The organism is Serratia sp. M24T3 (assembly GCF_000257645.1).
Lineage (GTDB): Bacteria > Pseudomonadota > Gammaproteobacteria > Enterobacterales > Enterobacteriaceae > Rouxiella.
The window spans coordinates 93,537-109,178 of record NZ_AJHJ01000004.1; the positions used below are offsets into that span (position 1 = coordinate 93,537).

The 15,642-nt window shown below is 53.8% G+C and carries 16 protein-coding genes; 12 read left to right on the forward strand and 4 right to left on the reverse strand.

Features of this window, described 5'->3' with window-relative positions; translation table 11 throughout:
• The first annotated feature begins 242 nt into the window (after positions 1–242).
• Positions 243–1,886 carry a malate:quinone oxidoreductase gene (locus tag SPM24T3_RS05005; RefSeq protein WP_009635622.1) on the forward strand — a complete coding sequence of 548 codons (1,644 nt, stop codon included), beginning with the start codon at positions 243–245 and terminating at the stop codon, positions 1,884–1,886.
• Between the two features lie 129 nt (positions 1,887–2,015).
• Here the strand turns inward: SPM24T3_RS05005 and SPM24T3_RS05010 are convergent, their stop codons facing one another.
• Positions 2,016–2,939: a ketopantoate reductase family protein gene (locus tag SPM24T3_RS05010; protein WP_009635623.1), complete on the reverse strand. Its 924-nt coding sequence runs from the start codon at positions 2,937–2,939 to the stop codon at positions 2,016–2,018.
• Between the two features lie 235 nt (positions 2,940–3,174).
• On the opposite strand from SPM24T3_RS05010, the gene SPM24T3_RS05015 reads away from it, so the two are divergent.
• From SPM24T3_RS05015 to SPM24T3_RS05035, 5 genes are all read left to right on the forward strand, one after another.
• Positions 3,175–3,978, forward strand: coding sequence for an N-acyl homoserine lactonase family protein (locus SPM24T3_RS05015; protein WP_009635624.1), 804 nt, complete (start codon positions 3,175–3,177; stop codon positions 3,976–3,978).
• 21 nt (positions 3,979–3,999) lie between these two features.
• Entirely contained in the window at positions 4,000–4,326 is a 327-nt protein-coding gene (locus tag SPM24T3_RS05020; protein WP_009635625.1) for an NIPSNAP family protein, read from the forward strand.
• 69 nt (positions 4,327–4,395) lie between these two features.
• Positions 4,396–5,295 (forward strand): NAD(P)-dependent oxidoreductase, encoded by a 900-nt coding sequence (locus tag SPM24T3_RS05025; protein ID WP_009635626.1) that lies wholly within the window; start codon positions 4,396–4,398, stop codon positions 5,293–5,295.
• Positions 5,296–5,362: 67 nt separating this feature from the next.
• On the forward strand, positions 5,363–6,799 hold the full coding sequence (locus SPM24T3_RS05030; RefSeq protein ID WP_009635627.1) for an aldehyde dehydrogenase family protein: 1,437 nt from the start codon (positions 5,363–5,365) through the stop codon (positions 6,797–6,799).
• Between the two features lie 84 nt (positions 6,800–6,883).
• Positions 6,884–7,279 carry a carboxymuconolactone decarboxylase family protein gene (locus SPM24T3_RS05035; RefSeq protein ID WP_009635628.1) on the forward strand — a complete coding sequence of 132 codons (396 nt, stop codon included), beginning with the start codon at positions 6,884–6,886 and terminating at the stop codon, positions 7,277–7,279.
• Here SPM24T3_RS05035 and SPM24T3_RS05040 read toward each other — a convergent pair.
• Entirely contained in the window at positions 7,269–7,460 is a 192-nt protein-coding gene (locus tag SPM24T3_RS05040; protein WP_009635629.1) for a hypothetical protein, read from the reverse strand. The two genes, SPM24T3_RS05035 and SPM24T3_RS05040, sit on opposite strands and share 11 nt — an antisense overlap.
• 34 nt (positions 7,461–7,494) lie before the next feature.
• Here SPM24T3_RS05040 and SPM24T3_RS05045 point away from each other — a divergent pair, with 34 nt between their 5' ends.
• The 5 genes from SPM24T3_RS05045 (at position 7,495) to SPM24T3_RS05065 (ending at position 11,771) form a co-directional block, all read left to right on the forward strand.
• The gene (locus tag SPM24T3_RS05045) at positions 7,495–8,841 is read left to right on the forward strand and encodes an MFS transporter (RefSeq protein ID WP_009635630.1); all 1,347 of its coding nucleotides are present in this window, start codon (positions 7,495–7,497) and stop codon (positions 8,839–8,841) included.
• Positions 8,828–9,763, forward strand: coding sequence for an NAD(P)-dependent oxidoreductase (locus SPM24T3_RS05050; RefSeq protein ID WP_009635631.1), 936 nt, complete (start codon positions 8,828–8,830; stop codon positions 9,761–9,763). Before SPM24T3_RS05045 ends, SPM24T3_RS05050 begins: the two co-directional genes overlap by 14 nt.
• 12 nt (positions 9,764–9,775) lie before the next feature.
• Positions 9,776–10,165, forward strand: a complete 390-nt coding sequence (locus SPM24T3_RS05055; RefSeq protein WP_009635632.1) for a cupin domain-containing protein — start codon at positions 9,776–9,778, stop codon at positions 10,163–10,165.
• Positions 10,166–10,210: 45 nt separating this feature from the next.
• Positions 10,211–11,011 (forward strand): carboxymuconolactone decarboxylase family protein, encoded by an 801-nt coding sequence (locus SPM24T3_RS05060; protein ID WP_237712978.1) that lies wholly within the window; start codon positions 10,211–10,213, stop codon positions 11,009–11,011.
• 91 nt (positions 11,012–11,102) lie between these two features.
• Complete coding sequence (locus SPM24T3_RS05065; protein WP_009635634.1) at positions 11,103–11,771, forward strand: GntR family transcriptional regulator; 669 nt, start codon at positions 11,103–11,105, stop codon at positions 11,769–11,771.
• A gap of 152 nt (positions 11,772–11,923) precedes the next feature.
• On the opposite strand, the gene cytX is transcribed toward SPM24T3_RS05065, so the two are convergent.
• Together cytX and SPM24T3_RS05075 are read right to left on the reverse strand one after the other, a co-directional pair.
• Entirely contained in the window at positions 11,924–13,195 is a 1,272-nt protein-coding gene (gene cytX, locus SPM24T3_RS05070) for a putative hydroxymethylpyrimidine transporter CytX (protein WP_009635635.1), read from the reverse strand.
• Positions 13,196–13,282: 87 nt separating this feature from the next.
• Complete coding sequence (locus SPM24T3_RS05075) at positions 13,283–13,987, reverse strand: TetR/AcrR family transcriptional regulator (protein WP_050956138.1); 705 nt, start codon at positions 13,985–13,987, stop codon at positions 13,283–13,285.
• Positions 13,988–14,075: 88 nt separating this feature from the next.
• Between SPM24T3_RS05075 and SPM24T3_RS05080 the strand changes: the two genes are divergently transcribed.
• Positions 14,076–15,590, forward strand: a complete 1,515-nt coding sequence (locus SPM24T3_RS05080) for an MDR family MFS transporter (protein ID WP_009635637.1) — start codon at positions 14,076–14,078, stop codon at positions 15,588–15,590.
• Positions 15,591–15,642: the final 52 nt, after the last annotated feature.

The window sequence follows — 15,642 nt, forward strand, 5'->3', positions numbered from 1 at the left end:
TAATTTTTTCCAATAACTATGCCATTATCATAATATTTGAAGAATTAAATTTATTATCGTGTAAGTGACAATAATGTTATGTTAGTTACGTAGATTGGTATTTTTTGTTAAAAATAACCACTAGGTTAGTGTGGAAAACACAGGCCGCTTTTGATACTCCCCGTATTAGGAAGATAGAGCCGCCTTGGTCACAAGGAACGTGGGTTTTTCACCTGCTTTAGCTAAAAAGTGAGAAGTTAACCATGAAAAATCGACTTTCCAGTGCTCTAGGCATAGGCCTGATGGCGCTGTCTAAACACGCGGCAGCGGCGGAAAATAAAATCGTTGATGTTGTCCTGATCGGTGGCGGAATTATGAGCGCCACTCTAGGCACGTACCTCCAGGAACTGGAGCCTGACTGGTCGATTAACATGTACGAGCGACTGGATAGCGTGGCCGACGAAAGTTCCAACGGATGGAATAACGCAGGCACCGGTCACTCAGCGTTGGCTGAAATGAACTATACCCCGGAAAAAGCTGACGGTTCGGTAGATATCTCCAAAGCGGTAGATATCAACGAAGCGTTCCAGATCTCTCGCCAATTCTGGTCCTATCAGGTTGAGCAAGGGGTGCTTGGCGAACCGCGCTCATTTATTACCAGCGTGCCGCACATGAGTTTTGTCTGGGGCGAAAAAAACGTAGAGTTCCTGCGTAAGCGCCACGCGGCGCTGCAAACCAGCACGCTGTTTAGCGGCATGGAATTCTCTGAAGACCGCGCGCAAATCGAAAAATGGATCCCGCTGGTGCTCGAAGGCCGTAAAGCCGGTGAGAAAGTGGCTGCCACGCGCATTGATAGCGGTACTGACGTGAACTTTGGCGCAATCACCCATCAGCTGGTGGAATCGCTGCGCAAGAAACCAAACTTCAGCCTGAATCTTGGCCAGGAAGTTAAAAACATTAAACGTAATGCCGATCAGACCTGGACCGTGACTTTCGCCAGCACCAAAGGCGGTCGCGAAACTTCAGTGACGACACGCTTTATCTTCATCGGTGCCGGCGGCGCATCATTAACATTGCTGCAGAAATCCGGTATTCCAGAAGCCTCTTTGTACGGCGGTTTCCCGGTCGGTGGTGAGTTCCTGGTTACCGATAATCCAGAAATTGTCAAACGTCATCAGGCCAAGGTGTATGGCAAGGCTTCCGTTGGCGCACCGCCAATGTCAGTGCCGCACCTTGATACTCGCGTGCTGGATGGCAAAAAAGTGCTGCTGTTCGGGCCATTCGCTACCTTTTCCAGCAAGTTCCTGAAAAATGGCTCGCTGTGGGACCTGTTTGGCACCGTGAATCTGCATAACATCTTCCCGATGGTTCGCGTAGGTTTGGATAACTTCGATTTAGTGAAATATCTGGTGGGTCAGGTGATGCTCACTGAAGAGCAGCGTTTGGCTGCATTGAAAGAATACTTCCCCGACGCGAAGAAAGAAGACTGGCGTTTAGTGGTTGCCGGTCAGCGCGTGCAGATTATCGAGAAAGACGGCAAGCAGGGCGGCGTGCTGCGTCTCGGTACTGAAGTTGTCACCTCGCAGGATGGCTCGATTGCCGCACTGTTGGGTGCCTCACCGGGTGCTTCTACCGCTGCGCCGATCATGTTGCAGCTGATGGAGAAGGTGTTCAAAGATAAGGTGGCTTCGCCTGAGTGGCAAAGCAAGCTGAAAACCATGATCCCTTCTTACGGCCAGAAACTAAACGGAAACGTTGAGCTGGCGGAAAGAGAAATGAACCGCACCAGCCGTATTCTGCAACTGGAAACTGCACAGCCTGCACCGGTAGCCAAGCCTGCGGCCACTGTTCAGCCAGTGGTTCATGCCCAGAAAGAAGAAGCCGAGCAGGAAGAACTCACCTCCTGACCGCAATGCTTTCAACGCCTTGCCTCACTTTTTACAGTGAGGCAAGGCAGAAACAGGGGAGCTGCGACTCGGTCGCTCAAGAATTTCCGAATTTCCAGTTCCCCTGTCTATCAAGCCCTTACACGCGTTTTACTTTTTCTCGATACTTTCCTGATAAACCGACATATGGCTATACGCAGCATTCACCAGCGGCGTAGTCAGCCCGGCTTTTTTCGCGATCGCAACCAGATCGCCGAGGATCTGATCTGCTTCTACCGGCAGCCCTTTGATCATGTCACGATACATTGAAGTCGTCTGGATCGAGTCTTTCTGGGAGAGTTCTTTGATGATATTGGCCGTGATATTTGCTCGCTCCTGATAGCCTCCGGCAACGACAATCGACACCATTTCATGCACAAAGGCTTCGATAAACTCCACACCGCCTTCAGCACGCGCAACCTGGCCGATATTGCCGCGCATCAGGCAGGCAATGCCGCCCACGCTTGCCAGGAACAGCCATTTTTCCCACATTTCGCTGATGATATTGTCGGACAGGCGTGCGGAAATTCCGGCAACCTGCAACTCGGCATCCAGTTTAGTTGCCCGTTCGCTGCGTTCTCCATTAACCTCGCCATAAATAAGCTCATTAAGCGCGGTCATTTGATGAACCTGACCTTGCTCATCCAGCGTAGCGTTGATGCGACACAGGCCACCCAGCGCGCGTTCCTTTCCGAAGCGTTGCTGAATAATTTCCAGATGGCGCATGCCGTTGAGCACCGGGATTATCAGCGTTTGAGCGCCAACCGCGGGCGCAAATTCTTCCAGCACCGCCTCGAGTGAGAAGCCTTTAACCGTCAGGATAATCACGTCGTAGGTTTGGTTAAGATCAGAGGCGAGGACTAATTTGGGCTGTATGGTGAAGCTTTCGTTCTTGGCCTCGACTCTCAGACCGGATTTTTTTAGCGCCTCGGCGCGTTTTTCACGTACCAGGAAAGTCACATCTTTACCCGCCTGCACAAGTCGCGCACCGAAGTAACCGCCCGTTGCACCGGCTCCCACCACCAGAATTCGCATACCCATTTCCTTTCATCATCATGTCTTGAAGACAGAGTCGTTGAGGTTAATTGTTAATAAAAACATCTCCCTCAACATAGAGGCAACGGTCGGCGCACGTCAACTGCAGAAGAGTAAGCACTGCCTTCAATTTATCCAATTGTGTACTTTGTATTATTGTGTGAGTGCTATCACCTTTTTATCATATTGACTGATTGTATGATGGAAGGACGTTATTTAAACAGGGTGAACCGCCATGTCGTCAGAAAACGAGAAATATCGCATCTACGCCATCAAGTATGCGCACCATGATCGCATGTCGAGTGAAAACTTTATTGGCGGCGATCCTCACGACGTGCCGATGCCGCTGGATTACTACGTCTGGGCTATCGTTGGCACCGCCGCGACTTATGTGGTCGACATGGGATTCGACGCCGAAATGGCCAGCCAGCGCGGGCGTACCATCATACATAGCGTAGAGCAGGGGTTGGAGCGGGTGGGGATCATCGCCGCAGAGGTTAAAGAAGTCATCATCACTCATATGCATTACGACCACGCCGGAAATCACGACCTGTTTCCGAAAGCGCGCTTTCACCTGCAGGACAGTGAAATGGCATTTTGTACCGGTCGCTGCATGTGCCACCAGGGCATCAGGCACGCGTTCGAGGTGGAAGACGTGAAATCGATGGTGGGCAATGTTTTTGCCGGCCGCGTGCAGTTTCATGACGGCGATTCCGAGCTGGCACCGGGGATAACGTTACATCGCGTTGGCGGTCACTCAGATGGCTTACAGGTAGTGCGGGTTCAAACCGAACGTGGCTGGGTAGTATTGGCCTCTGACGCTTCGCATTATTACGCCAATATGCAGCGCCAGCAGGCTTACCCTATTGTTTATAATATCGGTGACATGCTCGAAGGTTTCGTGACGCTGCGGCGTCTGGCCGATTCCGACGACCATATTATCCCCGGTCACGATCCGCTGGTGCTGCAACGCTATCCCGCATTCGACGCTGAAACAGAGCAATGGATTGCGCGGGTAGACCTTGTACCTGAGCGATAACCCCCTTAAAGGAGCAATAAAATGATTGTAGAAATGCGTGTTTACCACTGTGCCGCAGGCCGTTTACCGGCATTACAGGAACGTTTTAGAAATATCACGCTGGCATTTTTCGACAAATACGGCATCAAGCAAATCGGCTTCTGGACCACGGTAGTTGGGCCAAGCAATCACGCGCTGACCTACATGCTGCAATGGGAAAGTCTGGCCGAACGTGAAGAAAAATGGAACGCGTTTCAGGCCGATGCCGACTGGCAGGCCAAACGCAGCGCGACTGAAGCACAGCAGCCTATTGTAGAAAGAATAGAAAACCACTTTTTAGCTCCGACGGATTACTCGGCACTGCGTTAGTCCGCAGTTCTACAGTCCGTTTAACACAATGAGCTAGTCAACCATTCGTTGTTAAATAAGGGCCCTGAAATGAATTCGCTCAAAAAGATAGGCTTTATCGGTTTGGGAATGATGGGAACGCCGATGGTGAAATGCCTGGCCTCGGCGGGCTTCACGCTGTTTATCACAGACGTCGATACCCAGCGGGTAAAAACGCTGTGCGAGGAACTCTCCGCGACGCCGCTTGATGAGAGCAATGCGGGAAAACTGGACGCGCTGATCACCATGTTGCCGAATTCCAATATTGTTGAAAGCGTGCTGCTCGACCCGGCGAAAGGCTGGGCATCACGGCTGGCGAAACAGTCAGTGGTGATCGACATGAGCTCCTCCGAGCCGGAACGCTCGCGGCAGCTCGGCAAAACGCTGGAGGCTCAGGGCCTGCTTTATCTTGATGCGCCGGTGTCTGGTGGCGTGAAAAAAGCGGTTACCGGTGAGTTGTCGATTCTGGTCGGCGGCGATGCCGCGGTGCTGGAAGTTTGCCAGCCGCTGTTGCAGGCGATGGGTAAAAGCATTTTACACATCGGCGCTGCTGGTGCGGGTCACGCGGCCAAGGCGCTGAATAATTATGTTTCGGCGGCCGGTCTTATCGCCACCGTCGAGGCGCTGCACATAGCCCAGCGGTTTGGGATTGAGCCTGCGGTAATGACCGACGTGCTCAATGCCTCAACCGGGCGCAGCAATACTTCCGAAAACAAGGTAAAACCGTTTATGTTGAGCGGCTCTTTCGGGTCGGGCTTTGCGCTGCAATTGATGAACAAAGACCTGAAGATTGCCCGCGCGCTGTCAACGGCGGTGGGTTATCCAATGAAGCTGGGTGTCGCCTGCACAGATATTTGGGATCACGTCTCTCAGCAAGCTACGCCAACCACCGATCACACTGAAATGTATCGATTTTTGGCGGATGAAAAATTTTCCGACAAGCCAGAATAGTTGCTCCCGAGATTATGGCGGGGCCAAAACGCCCTTAATTTATCCTCTGCAAGCCACGGAGTTTGTTATGACTCACGCTGCCCAATTCTATATCGATGGCCAATGGGTTGATCCCGTCACGCCGTCGTGGTTTGAACTGATTGACCCTTCCACCGAGCGCAGTTTTGCCCGTCTTGCAATGGGCGATGCCGCCGACGTTGACCGCGCTGTCGCTGCTGCTCGCCGCGCGTTACCGGCGTTTTCTGCGACGACCTCGGCTGAACGTCTGGCGTTATTGCAGCGCATTGTGGAAATTTATCAGCGCCGTTATGAAGAGTTTGCGGAAACTATGCGCCTCGAAATGGGCTCACCGATTACTTTTTCCCGTCAGGGACAGGCATCGCGCGGTCCGGCACATCTTAATGCTCTGATTGAAGTGCTGAAAACTTTCGAATTTGAACACCAGCAGGGCACCACGCGCCTGCGTCTTGAGCCGGTGGGTGTCTGTGGGTTGATTACCCCGTGGAACTGGCCGGTGAATCAGATTGTAGTGAAAATCGCCCCTGCGCTGGCGGCCGGTTGCACCATGGTCCTGAAACCAAGCGAATATTCGCCGCTGACCGCGCTGCTGTTTACCGAGGTGCTGGAGGAAGCCGGAGTGCCGCCGGGAGTGTTTAACCTGGTCAACGGCGACGGACCCCGCGTCGGTGCGGCAATTGCTGCGCATCCGGATATCGACATGGTGTCGTTTACCGGTTCGACTCGTGCTGGTATCGAGGTGGCAAAAACTGCTGCCGAAACCGTTAAGCGCGTAGCGCAAGAATTGGGCGGTAAATCGGCCAATATCCTGCTCGACGATGTGAATCTGCAAGATGCGGTGACCCGCGCGGTAGCGGCCTGTTTCACCAATTCTGGCCAGTCCTGTTCCATTCCAACTCGCCTGCTGGTGCCGCGCCCGCTGCTACAGGATGCCGCCGAGATTGCCCGTAAAGCGGCGCTGACCTATCGCCTCGGTCCAACGGAAGATGCAAATACTCAGCTCGGCCCGTTGGTTAATCGCAATCAGTTCGCCCGCGTGCAGAAGCTGATTCAGCAAGGTATCGATGAAGGTGCAGAGCTGGTGGTTGGCGGCGTGGGGCTGCCCGACGGATTCAGTCAGGGTTATTACGTCAAACCGACAGTTTTCAGCGCGGTAACGCCTGAAATGACCATCGCCCAGGAGGAAATTTTTGGCCCGGTGCTGTCGATAATGCCCTACGACACAGAAGAGCAGGCTATCGCCATCGCCAACGGCACCGATTACGGTCTGGCGGCCTACGTGCAGTCTGCATCGCAAGAAAGAGCAAGATCCGTGGCTCGCCAACTGCGCGCCGGTAACGTGCATCTGAACTATCCACCGGCCGACTTTCAGGCACCGTTCGGCGGTTATAAACGCTCGGGCAATGGGCGTGAATGGGGCGAGGCCGGATTACGGGAATATCTGGAAATCAAATCCATGGTTGGTTTTGGATTGTCTGACGATTAGCACTGTGGCAAAAAAATTTGCCACAATTCATTGTCATACAATCATACATGTCAATCATGCCAGTGTGGCTAAAAGGAAAATATTATGGAAAACAATTCGAGCTTTGAGAAAGGTTTTGCCAATCGTAAAGAGGTACTGGGCGCGGGACACGTAGAAAAGTCCTGGTCCAACGCCGATGACTTCAATCGCCCAATGCAAAAACTGGTCACCGAATACTGCTGGGGCGATATCTGGGGCGACCCAACGCTGAGTTTCAAAACTCGCAGCATGCTGAATATCGCCATGCTGACGGCGATGAGTCAGCACCACGAGCTTGCGGTCCACGTTAAAGGAGCACTTAACAATGGGGTGAGCAAAGAAGAGATCCGTTCAGTGCTGATGCAGGCTGGGGTCTACTGCGGCGCGCCTCTGGCACTGGCGGCGTTTCGCGTTGCCAGTGAAGTGATTAAAACCTGGGACGAGGAAAAAGTTAAAGCCTGATGTAACGGGCATCAATCCTTTTTTCTCTAACAATATTTTTAACGATATCTGTTTCAACAACATCTGTTTCGCCAGCACCAGCAGCCTGTTCGTGAGTCAATAACGTCAAGTCAGCAAACGTCTTACCTGCATTGCCTGCCCGTTGGGCTAACGCCTGGCGGTCCCCTACACACGCATCCATAAGAGATGCGGCAATAAAGAGACTGGAGACTGAAATGGAAACTCTGACCGCACAAGTCGGCGCACGTCAGGCCGAAAGTGAGCAATCCATTGATGTAAAAAGAAAGAGTGCGATTAAAGGCGCATTCTTTTCCGAATATATCGATATGTTTGATATCTACCTGCCGGTGGTCGCCCTGTCGCCGGTGCTGTTTTACTTCCAGCCGCCGAATTTATCGGCCGGTACAGAAACGATTTTAGCCTCACTGGTGTTTATCACCACGCTACTTGGCCGACCGCTGGGCGCGCTGCTGTTTGGCATCATGGCCGACAGCATTGGCCGCCGAAAAGCTTCGATCTATTCCGTCTCGGGATTCGGTGTGGTGACACTGCTGATAGCCTGTCTGCCGGGGTATCAAACTCTGGGGATCGGTGCCTACGTTTTACTGGTGCTACTGCGCTTTGTTGATGGGATTTTTCTCGGCGGCGGCTATACCGGAGCCATGCCGTTGGCCATCGAATATTCGAAAAAACACCAGCGCGGCTTTGTCGGCGGGCTGATTATCAGCGGATTCCCGGCGGCCTATATCAGCATCAACTTATTCACCATGCTGGTATTTTTCCTTTTTCCACTCAACGGAGTCAACTCGCCCTACGCTCAATGGGGTTGGCGCGTGCCGTTTGTCATTGGTGGCGTGATGGCGGCATTTTTAGCCTTCTATTACATCTTCAAAGTTAAAGAATCAGAAATCTGGCAAAGCGAAGTGGGTGGCGAGAAACGTGAAAAACTGGCGTTGACCGAGCTACTGCGCGGCAAGAGCGGGCGTAATTTACTCCAGGTATTGCTGATGATGAGCGGCTTCTGGCTGACACAAAATATCATCACTATCTATCTGCCTACCGGTTTGCTGGTACACACCCTGCATCTCAGCGGTCTGCAAATGACCTCGACGCTGCTGGTCACCTACTGCGTGCTGTTTTTCAGCTACATCGGTTCGGGAATGCTGGGTCAGAAATTTGGCCGTCGCCGTTTCTTCCTGATTGCCGGGCCGCTGATCGTGGTACTGGGTTCCGCGCTGCTCTATGTGCTGACTTCAGTGCCGGGGCTGTCGCTTGGCTCCATCATGCTGCTGGTCGCGGTATTGGCAGTGCTGGTGACCTCGCCGTGGGGCGTCATTATTACCTACATCAATGAGCGATTTGTTACTGACGTACGCGCCACCGGCTTCGGCATGGGCTTTAGCCTGTCGGTGATTATCCCCTCGTTTTATGCCTTCTATATGGACTGGCTAAGCGCGTTAATGCCGCTGGCGTTGACCTCAGTCGTGCTGTTGGCGCTGGGCGGGATTATTGGAACCGTCGGGGCCTATATGGGTCCAGAAACTAAAGATGTCGATTTCTAACGCTTTTTTGGAGAACAACCTGATGAACACCGATCGGATTGGATTTATTGGTTTAGGAAATATGGGCGGCCGCATGACGCGCTGCCTGGTTGACGCCGGAATAACTGTGCTGGGTTTTGACCCGGTAAGCAGCCGCGCCGCCGCTGCCGGAGCCAGCGCGGCGGCTTCAACGGCTGACGTGATGGGTTTCGCCGACGTGATAATGCTCTCACTGCCGGACAGCAAAGTGGTGGAGTCGGTGGTCGAGGGCGATAACGGCCTGCTGGCAAACTGTCGCAAAGGCCAGACGGTGATTGATCTCAGCACCGCTGCTGCCAGTTCGACTATTCGCCTGCACGGCCTGTTTGCCGCCAAAGGTGTTGCCTATATTGATGCCGGTATTTCCGGCGGCGCGGCGGCGGCCGAAAAAGGCACTTTAACGCTGATGGTTGGCGGCGAAGAGTCTGCGATTAACGCGATAGCCTGGGCGTTTAAACCGATCGCCGCCAAGGTGATTACCATGGGCGAAAGTGGCAGCGGCCACACCACCAAGTTGCTGAATAATTTCCTGAACGCGGTCAGTCTGGCCGCCACCGCCGAGGTGATGGTGGCGGGTAAAAAGGCTGGATTGGACTTGCACCGCCTGCTCGACGTGCTTAACAGCAGCAGCGGCGTAAATTTCGCCACTCTGAATCGTTTCCCGAAAATTGTCGACGGCGATTATCTCGAAGGCGGCCTGAGCGGCAAGCTGATGACCAAAGACGTGGCGCTGTATGTCGATCGCGTGCGCGAACTGGGAGTGGTGTCGCTCAATGCCTCAGGTCCGCTGGCCAGCTTTGGCCTCGCGACTTCTTTGGGCTATGGCGACGTGATAAGCAATCGGGTGGTGGACGCGATTGGCGACGTATCCGGCGGTATTCGCCTGCACAGTAAATCTCAATAAAGGAGACAGACGATGAAAGTATTTCATGGCAGAGATAAAGGCGTGATTTCAGAACAGCGCAGCAGCACCTTTAGCGGCGAAGTGTGGGGCGATCCGGTGATGCCAACCACCGACAATGTCACCATTAATAACGTCTTCTTCGCCCCCGGCGGCCGCACTTATTGGCATACCCATCAGCAGGGGCAAATCTTGCAGGTGATCTCCGGCAGCGGTTGGGTTTGCGTCGACGGCGAGCAACCGCAAGCGATTCGCGCCGGCGACACAGTGTGGATACCGGCAGACGAACGCCACTGGCACGGCGCCGGGAAAGACAGTTTTATGCTGCATACCGCCACCTCATTAGGTAAGACCGATTGGCAGGAAGAAGTCGCCGAAGAGGTGTATCAGCAGGCGGTACGTTAATCGAGCCAGTCAACTCACAGAATTTTACGGCTGCGCGCATTGGCGGTGGCCGTAGCAACGGGAGAAACCAGCATCATGAATCTCAGCGACCAGCAGCAAACCGTAAAAGCGGCGTTTATTCGCCAGCATCAATTCTGGGACGCGCAGTGGGAAAGCCTGCTGCGTCAGGACGTAGATTTTGTCGAAGGTTATCTTAAATTTTCCGCCGTACCGTGGAAGAAAAATCATCTGGAAAACAAAGTTAAGGCATTTATAGCTCTCAGCGCCAGCGTTGCTTCCACTCATCTTTATCAGCCTGGCATCGCTCAACATCTGCGGGCTGCAGTGGCGTTTGGCGCGACGCAGCAGGAGCTTGTCGAAGTGTTGGAGCTCACCAGCACGCTGGGCATTCACGCCTCCAACGTTGGCGTTCCGCTGCTGCTTGAGGTGCTGGAAGAAGAAGGGCTGCGCAATGGCCCAGAGCCGCTGGACGAGCAGCGCGAGACCTTGAAGCAGGCGTTTATCAAGAATCGGGGTTACTGGCATGCATCATGGGACGGTTTGCTGGAGCTGGACCCGGATCTCTTTGATGCCTATATTGAATTTTCATCTGTGCCGTGGCGTACCGGCGTGCTGGAGCCAAAAATCAAAGAGCTGATTTACTGTGCTTTCGACGCCTCGGCGACACATTTATACAAGCAGGGTCTCAAGCTGCATATGCGCAACGCAATCAATTACGGCGCAACCAGGGAGGAGATTATGGAGGTGCTGGAGATTGTTAGCGTAATCGGCATTCACGGTGCACTGGTGGCTGCGCCGATGGTCGAGCAGGCCTTGGCGCAGGCCAGCTTGTTGCACGCTTCCTGAGCCGGCTTTAGCCTAAAAGATAAGCGTCGCTTTTCATTAATCGGGCCGCTATGATGACAGTAACTTTTATTTGTCGGACAGGAATACAATCATGTCTTCTGATATCGGCCTGGTGCGGCCTGAAACGCTGCGTTTTCAGGTGGAAAATGCATTACGACAAGCGATTATCAACGGGCGTTTTGCCCCCGGCGAGCGGCTGATCGAGCGCGAACTCTGTGAAACGCTGGGCGTCAGCCGTACCTCGATTCGCGAAGCGCTGCGCAAGCTGGAGGCTGAAAAGCTGGTGGATATCGTGCCGCATAAAGGGCCAATCGTTGCCAGTATTTCTATTAAAGAAGCCGCCGATCTCTATGCGCTACGCGGATTGCTGGAGGGTTTTGTCGCCCGCGAGTTCTCGCAGACTGCCAGCGAAGCTGATATTGCCAAGTTTGCTGCCTCGGCTGCTGAACTGCGCAAAGCCGGAGAGGCGCAGGATCAGGCCGGAGTGTTGCAGGCCAAGAATGCGCTTTACGGCATTATGTTGGAACGCTGTGGCAATGAGCTGGTGCGTGAAGCCTTGACCAGCCTGCATTCGCGGGTCAACTTACTGCGTGCGACCTCACTGATGCACCCTGACCGCCTGCCGCACAGTCTGGAGGAAATTGATTCGCTGTTACAGGCAATTAAAGCGCGTGACGGCGATGCGGCAGAGAAAGCGGCCAGACTGCACGTCACTAATGCGCAGAAAGTGGCGTTGGAAATGCTGAGTAAAACGGCTTAACTTACTGAAATTAATCAGCACGATAAAGTCTTTTGCGGTGCAAAACGGTGTCTGCCGGTAAAGTATTTTTTAGATAAATAGATAAATAAAAGGGCGAGCGCGAACTCCTTAACAGCGGAGACGCAGCTCGCCTTTTTCGTTCACGGGCAGGGTTATTGAGTCGCTTTGGCCCCTATTTTTGAGAACAGGCCACAAAGCAGCGCCGCGACCAGTAATGACGGAATAGTCGCGCCGAGATTTGGGTAAAACTGTGCAATCAGATGATAGGTCGCAATCCCTAAAATCCACGCAATCAGCGCGCGCCAATCCAGGCTTTTCTCCGCGGGCTGGCGATGACGCAGCACAAAGTAGCTCATCAATACCACGCCAAACAGCGGCGCAAACACTGAGCCAATCAGCAGCAGGAAATTCTCGTAGCGGTCGAGTGGAATACCCCAGGCAATCAGCGTACAAATTAAACCAATTGCCCAGCTGAGTTTGCCGATGTTAAGCGGCAACAGGGTTCCGGTAGACAGCGCGGCAGAGTGGATGTCGGCGAAGGTGTTTTCGTGTTCGTCGACCAGAATCAACAGCAGTGGAATACCCAGCGCGACGCCAGACAGCGCCAGCAGCAGCGCATTGCTGTCCTGCGAGCTGACAAAGGCCAGCGTGTAAGCCGCGCCCAGCGCCATCATCCACAGGCTGCCGAGGAAGAAACCACAGGCAGTGCCGAAGAAATTCTGCCGGGTGGATTTGCCAAAGCGAGTGTAATCCGACACCAGCGGCAGCCACGATAGCGCCATCGACACCACAATGTCGCAGGCCAGTGCGAACGGCATGCTGCCATCTCCGGCTTTGTGCCACAGCGTGCTTAACGAGGCGTGTTGCAGCAAGTTGATGCTTAACCAGCTACAACTGGTGATCAGCAGCCAAATACCCCAGCGGCGCAGCACCACGCGGATAAACGCCAGCGGGCCACACACTGCCAGCAGCGTAGCGACGAAACCGAAAATCCAGGTCCACAGAGTGGGATTCGCCCAGAAACTCTCCGCGCCCCACGCCTGTTTAGCCAGCAGACTGGCGGCGTCGCGCATCACCACAATCTCGAAAGCGCCCCAGCCAATCAGCTGCAAAATATTGCACAGCGCGGGCAGGGCGATGCCTTTTTTACCCAGGCTCAACGTTAACGAGGACATCGACGACATCCCGGTTTGCCCGCCGATCACCCCAACCAGCGCCAGCAGGATCACGCCAACCAGCGTGCCGGTGAAAATTGCCAGCAGAGAACCAGCCATGCCCAGCCCCGGCGCTAAAATCGCACCGGCCTGAAGCACCATCAAGCCCATTCCCAGCGAGAACCAGAGCGAGAACAGATCGCGCCAACCCAGCACCCTTGTCTTGGCGGTGACAGGCTGTGCCGGAGTATAAATACTATTGTTTTTCATGTGGTTAATATCATCAGCAAGCAGAGCGCTTTTTATACCACACTTAGTGCATCAGCGTGATGGCGAGCGCACTTTTTAGACTGGGTTTTACTTTTGCTGCGGACTAAGGCCGTTTAAGAGTAGCGCAACCACGTGCTGTGCCAACTGCTCGGTATTCGGGTGATCACCGGTTGATGATTTATAAACGCGGGACGAGGCGATAGGTAAAAAAGTCAGGCCAAACAGCGAGATAAAAATTAGCTCCGGGTTAAGCCCGGCATTGAGTTTGCCTTCTTGCTGCCAGCGCGCCAGACTGCGCAGTGATTCATCTCGCTGCCCGCTGCCATAGCGTTGCTCCATCCGCGTTTTGAGCATGCCGCTTTCGCTGATGATTTCACGTACCCACAGCGCGGCAAACCATTCGTGCTCGACGGAAATATCAATAAACTGTTTAGCCAGTCGAGTCAGCGCGATAACCGGATCGTTGGCCGAGTCCTGAAACAGAGTACTGAACGAGGCGCGAATCGGCAGAAAACGCTCTTCAATCAGTACATCGAGCAGCTGTTCGCGGGTATTGAAATAATAGTGCAGCATGGCGGGCGTGACGCCGGCCTCGCGGGCAATTGCGGTCAATGGGGTATCGGCAATCCCTTGGCGTGCAAACATCGCCAATGCCGTCTCCAGCAAGAGGTGACGGCGTTCCGCACCTTTTGCTACACCGGAAGGGCGCCCTGGCCGACGCGACAAACTCTTTGAATCTTCAGATAATTTTCTCTGCAAATCACCGGGTTTTTCAGATTTTTTACTTTTCATTTTTTCAACAGACCCATTGACCATTGGTGAAGTTAACTCCTATATTAATTACCTTGTTAATTAATTTCAAGGTCGGTCAAGTTTATCTATGACAACCCAAAATATTTCGCACGGCGCAGAGAAAGAACAGGTCGCAGCCAAGGCTCCTTCAATTCGATTGCTGTTCTCGGCGCTGCTGCTGGTCATGCTGCTTGCGGCGCTGGACCAGACCATTGTTTCCACCGCCCTCCCTACCATCGTAGGCGAGCTGGGCGGCCTTGAAAAGCTTTCCTGGGTGGTGACGGCGTATATGCTGTCGTCCACGGTGGTAGTGCCGCTGTACGGCAAGTTTGGCGATTTGTTTGGTCGCAAACGGGTGCTGCAAGTTTCGATTGTGATTTTCCTGGTGGGTTCCGCGCTGTGTGGTCTGGCGCAGAACATGACTGAGCTTATCCTGATGCGTGCTCTGCAAGGCCTGGGCGGCGGCGGGCTTATGGTCATTAGCATGGCGGCGATTGCCGACGTGATCCCGCCTGCCGATCGTGGCCGTTATCAGGGATTGTTCGGCGGCGTCTTTGGGCTGGCGACGGTGGTTGGGCCGCTCATTGGCGGATTTTTGGTGCAGCATTTTTCATGGCGCTGGATTTTCTATATCAATCTGCCGCTGGGGGTGTTTGCTTTGCTGGTGATCGGCGTGGTATTTCAGCCGCACGTAGCAAAAATTCGTCGCGAAATTGACTATCTTGGCGCAATTTATCTGGCCGCAGCGCTGACCGGTATTATTCTGTTTACCAGCGAGGGCGGTACGGTGATGCCGTGGGATTCCGGCCAGCTGTGGTGCATTCTGGCTTTTGGCCTGGTATGTCTGGGCGGGTTTATTTATGAAGAACGGCTGGCTATCGAGCCGATCATTCCGCTGGGGCTGTTTCGTCAGCGCACCTTTGTGCTGAGCTGTCTGATTGGTTTTATTATCGGCATGGCGCTGTTGGGATCGGTGACCTTCTTGCCGCTGTATTTGCAGGTGGTGAAGGGCTCGACGCCGTCGCAGGCGGGGATGCAGCTGCTGCCATTAATGGGCTGCCTGCTGCTAACCTCGATAGCCAGCGGGCGCATTATCAGCAAGATAGGCAAGTATCGGCTGTTCCCAATTGGCGGGACGTTTCTGGCAATGATTGCGATGCTGCTTTTAGGGGTTAAGCTCAGCAACAGCACACCGCTGCACATCTTGTATGGCTATATCGCTCTGCTGGGCGCGGGTCTTGGCATGGTGATGCAGGTGCTGGTGTTGGCGGCGCAAAACAGCGTTGAACCGCAAATGATCGGCGTCGCGACGTCGAGCACCACTTTGTTCCGCTCTATCGGCAGCTCGATTGGCGTGGCGGCGTTCGGGGCTATTTTCACACAATCGTTGCAGAGCCGTTTGCTGGCGACGATACCAGAAGGCACGGTATTGCCGCGCGCGTTGAGTGCCGAAAGTATTCACCAGTTGCCCGACACTATCCGGCTCACCTATCTTGAGGCGTTTGGCGGCGCGATTCACAACGTTTACCAGATTGCCGCCTGCGTGATGGCACTGGCTTTCCTGCTGGCGTTATTGATTAAAGACAACCCGCTGCGCAAGTAGCGGGCCACCATTGCCTCAATATTCCCTCTCAAACATCGGGCAAAATGCACTA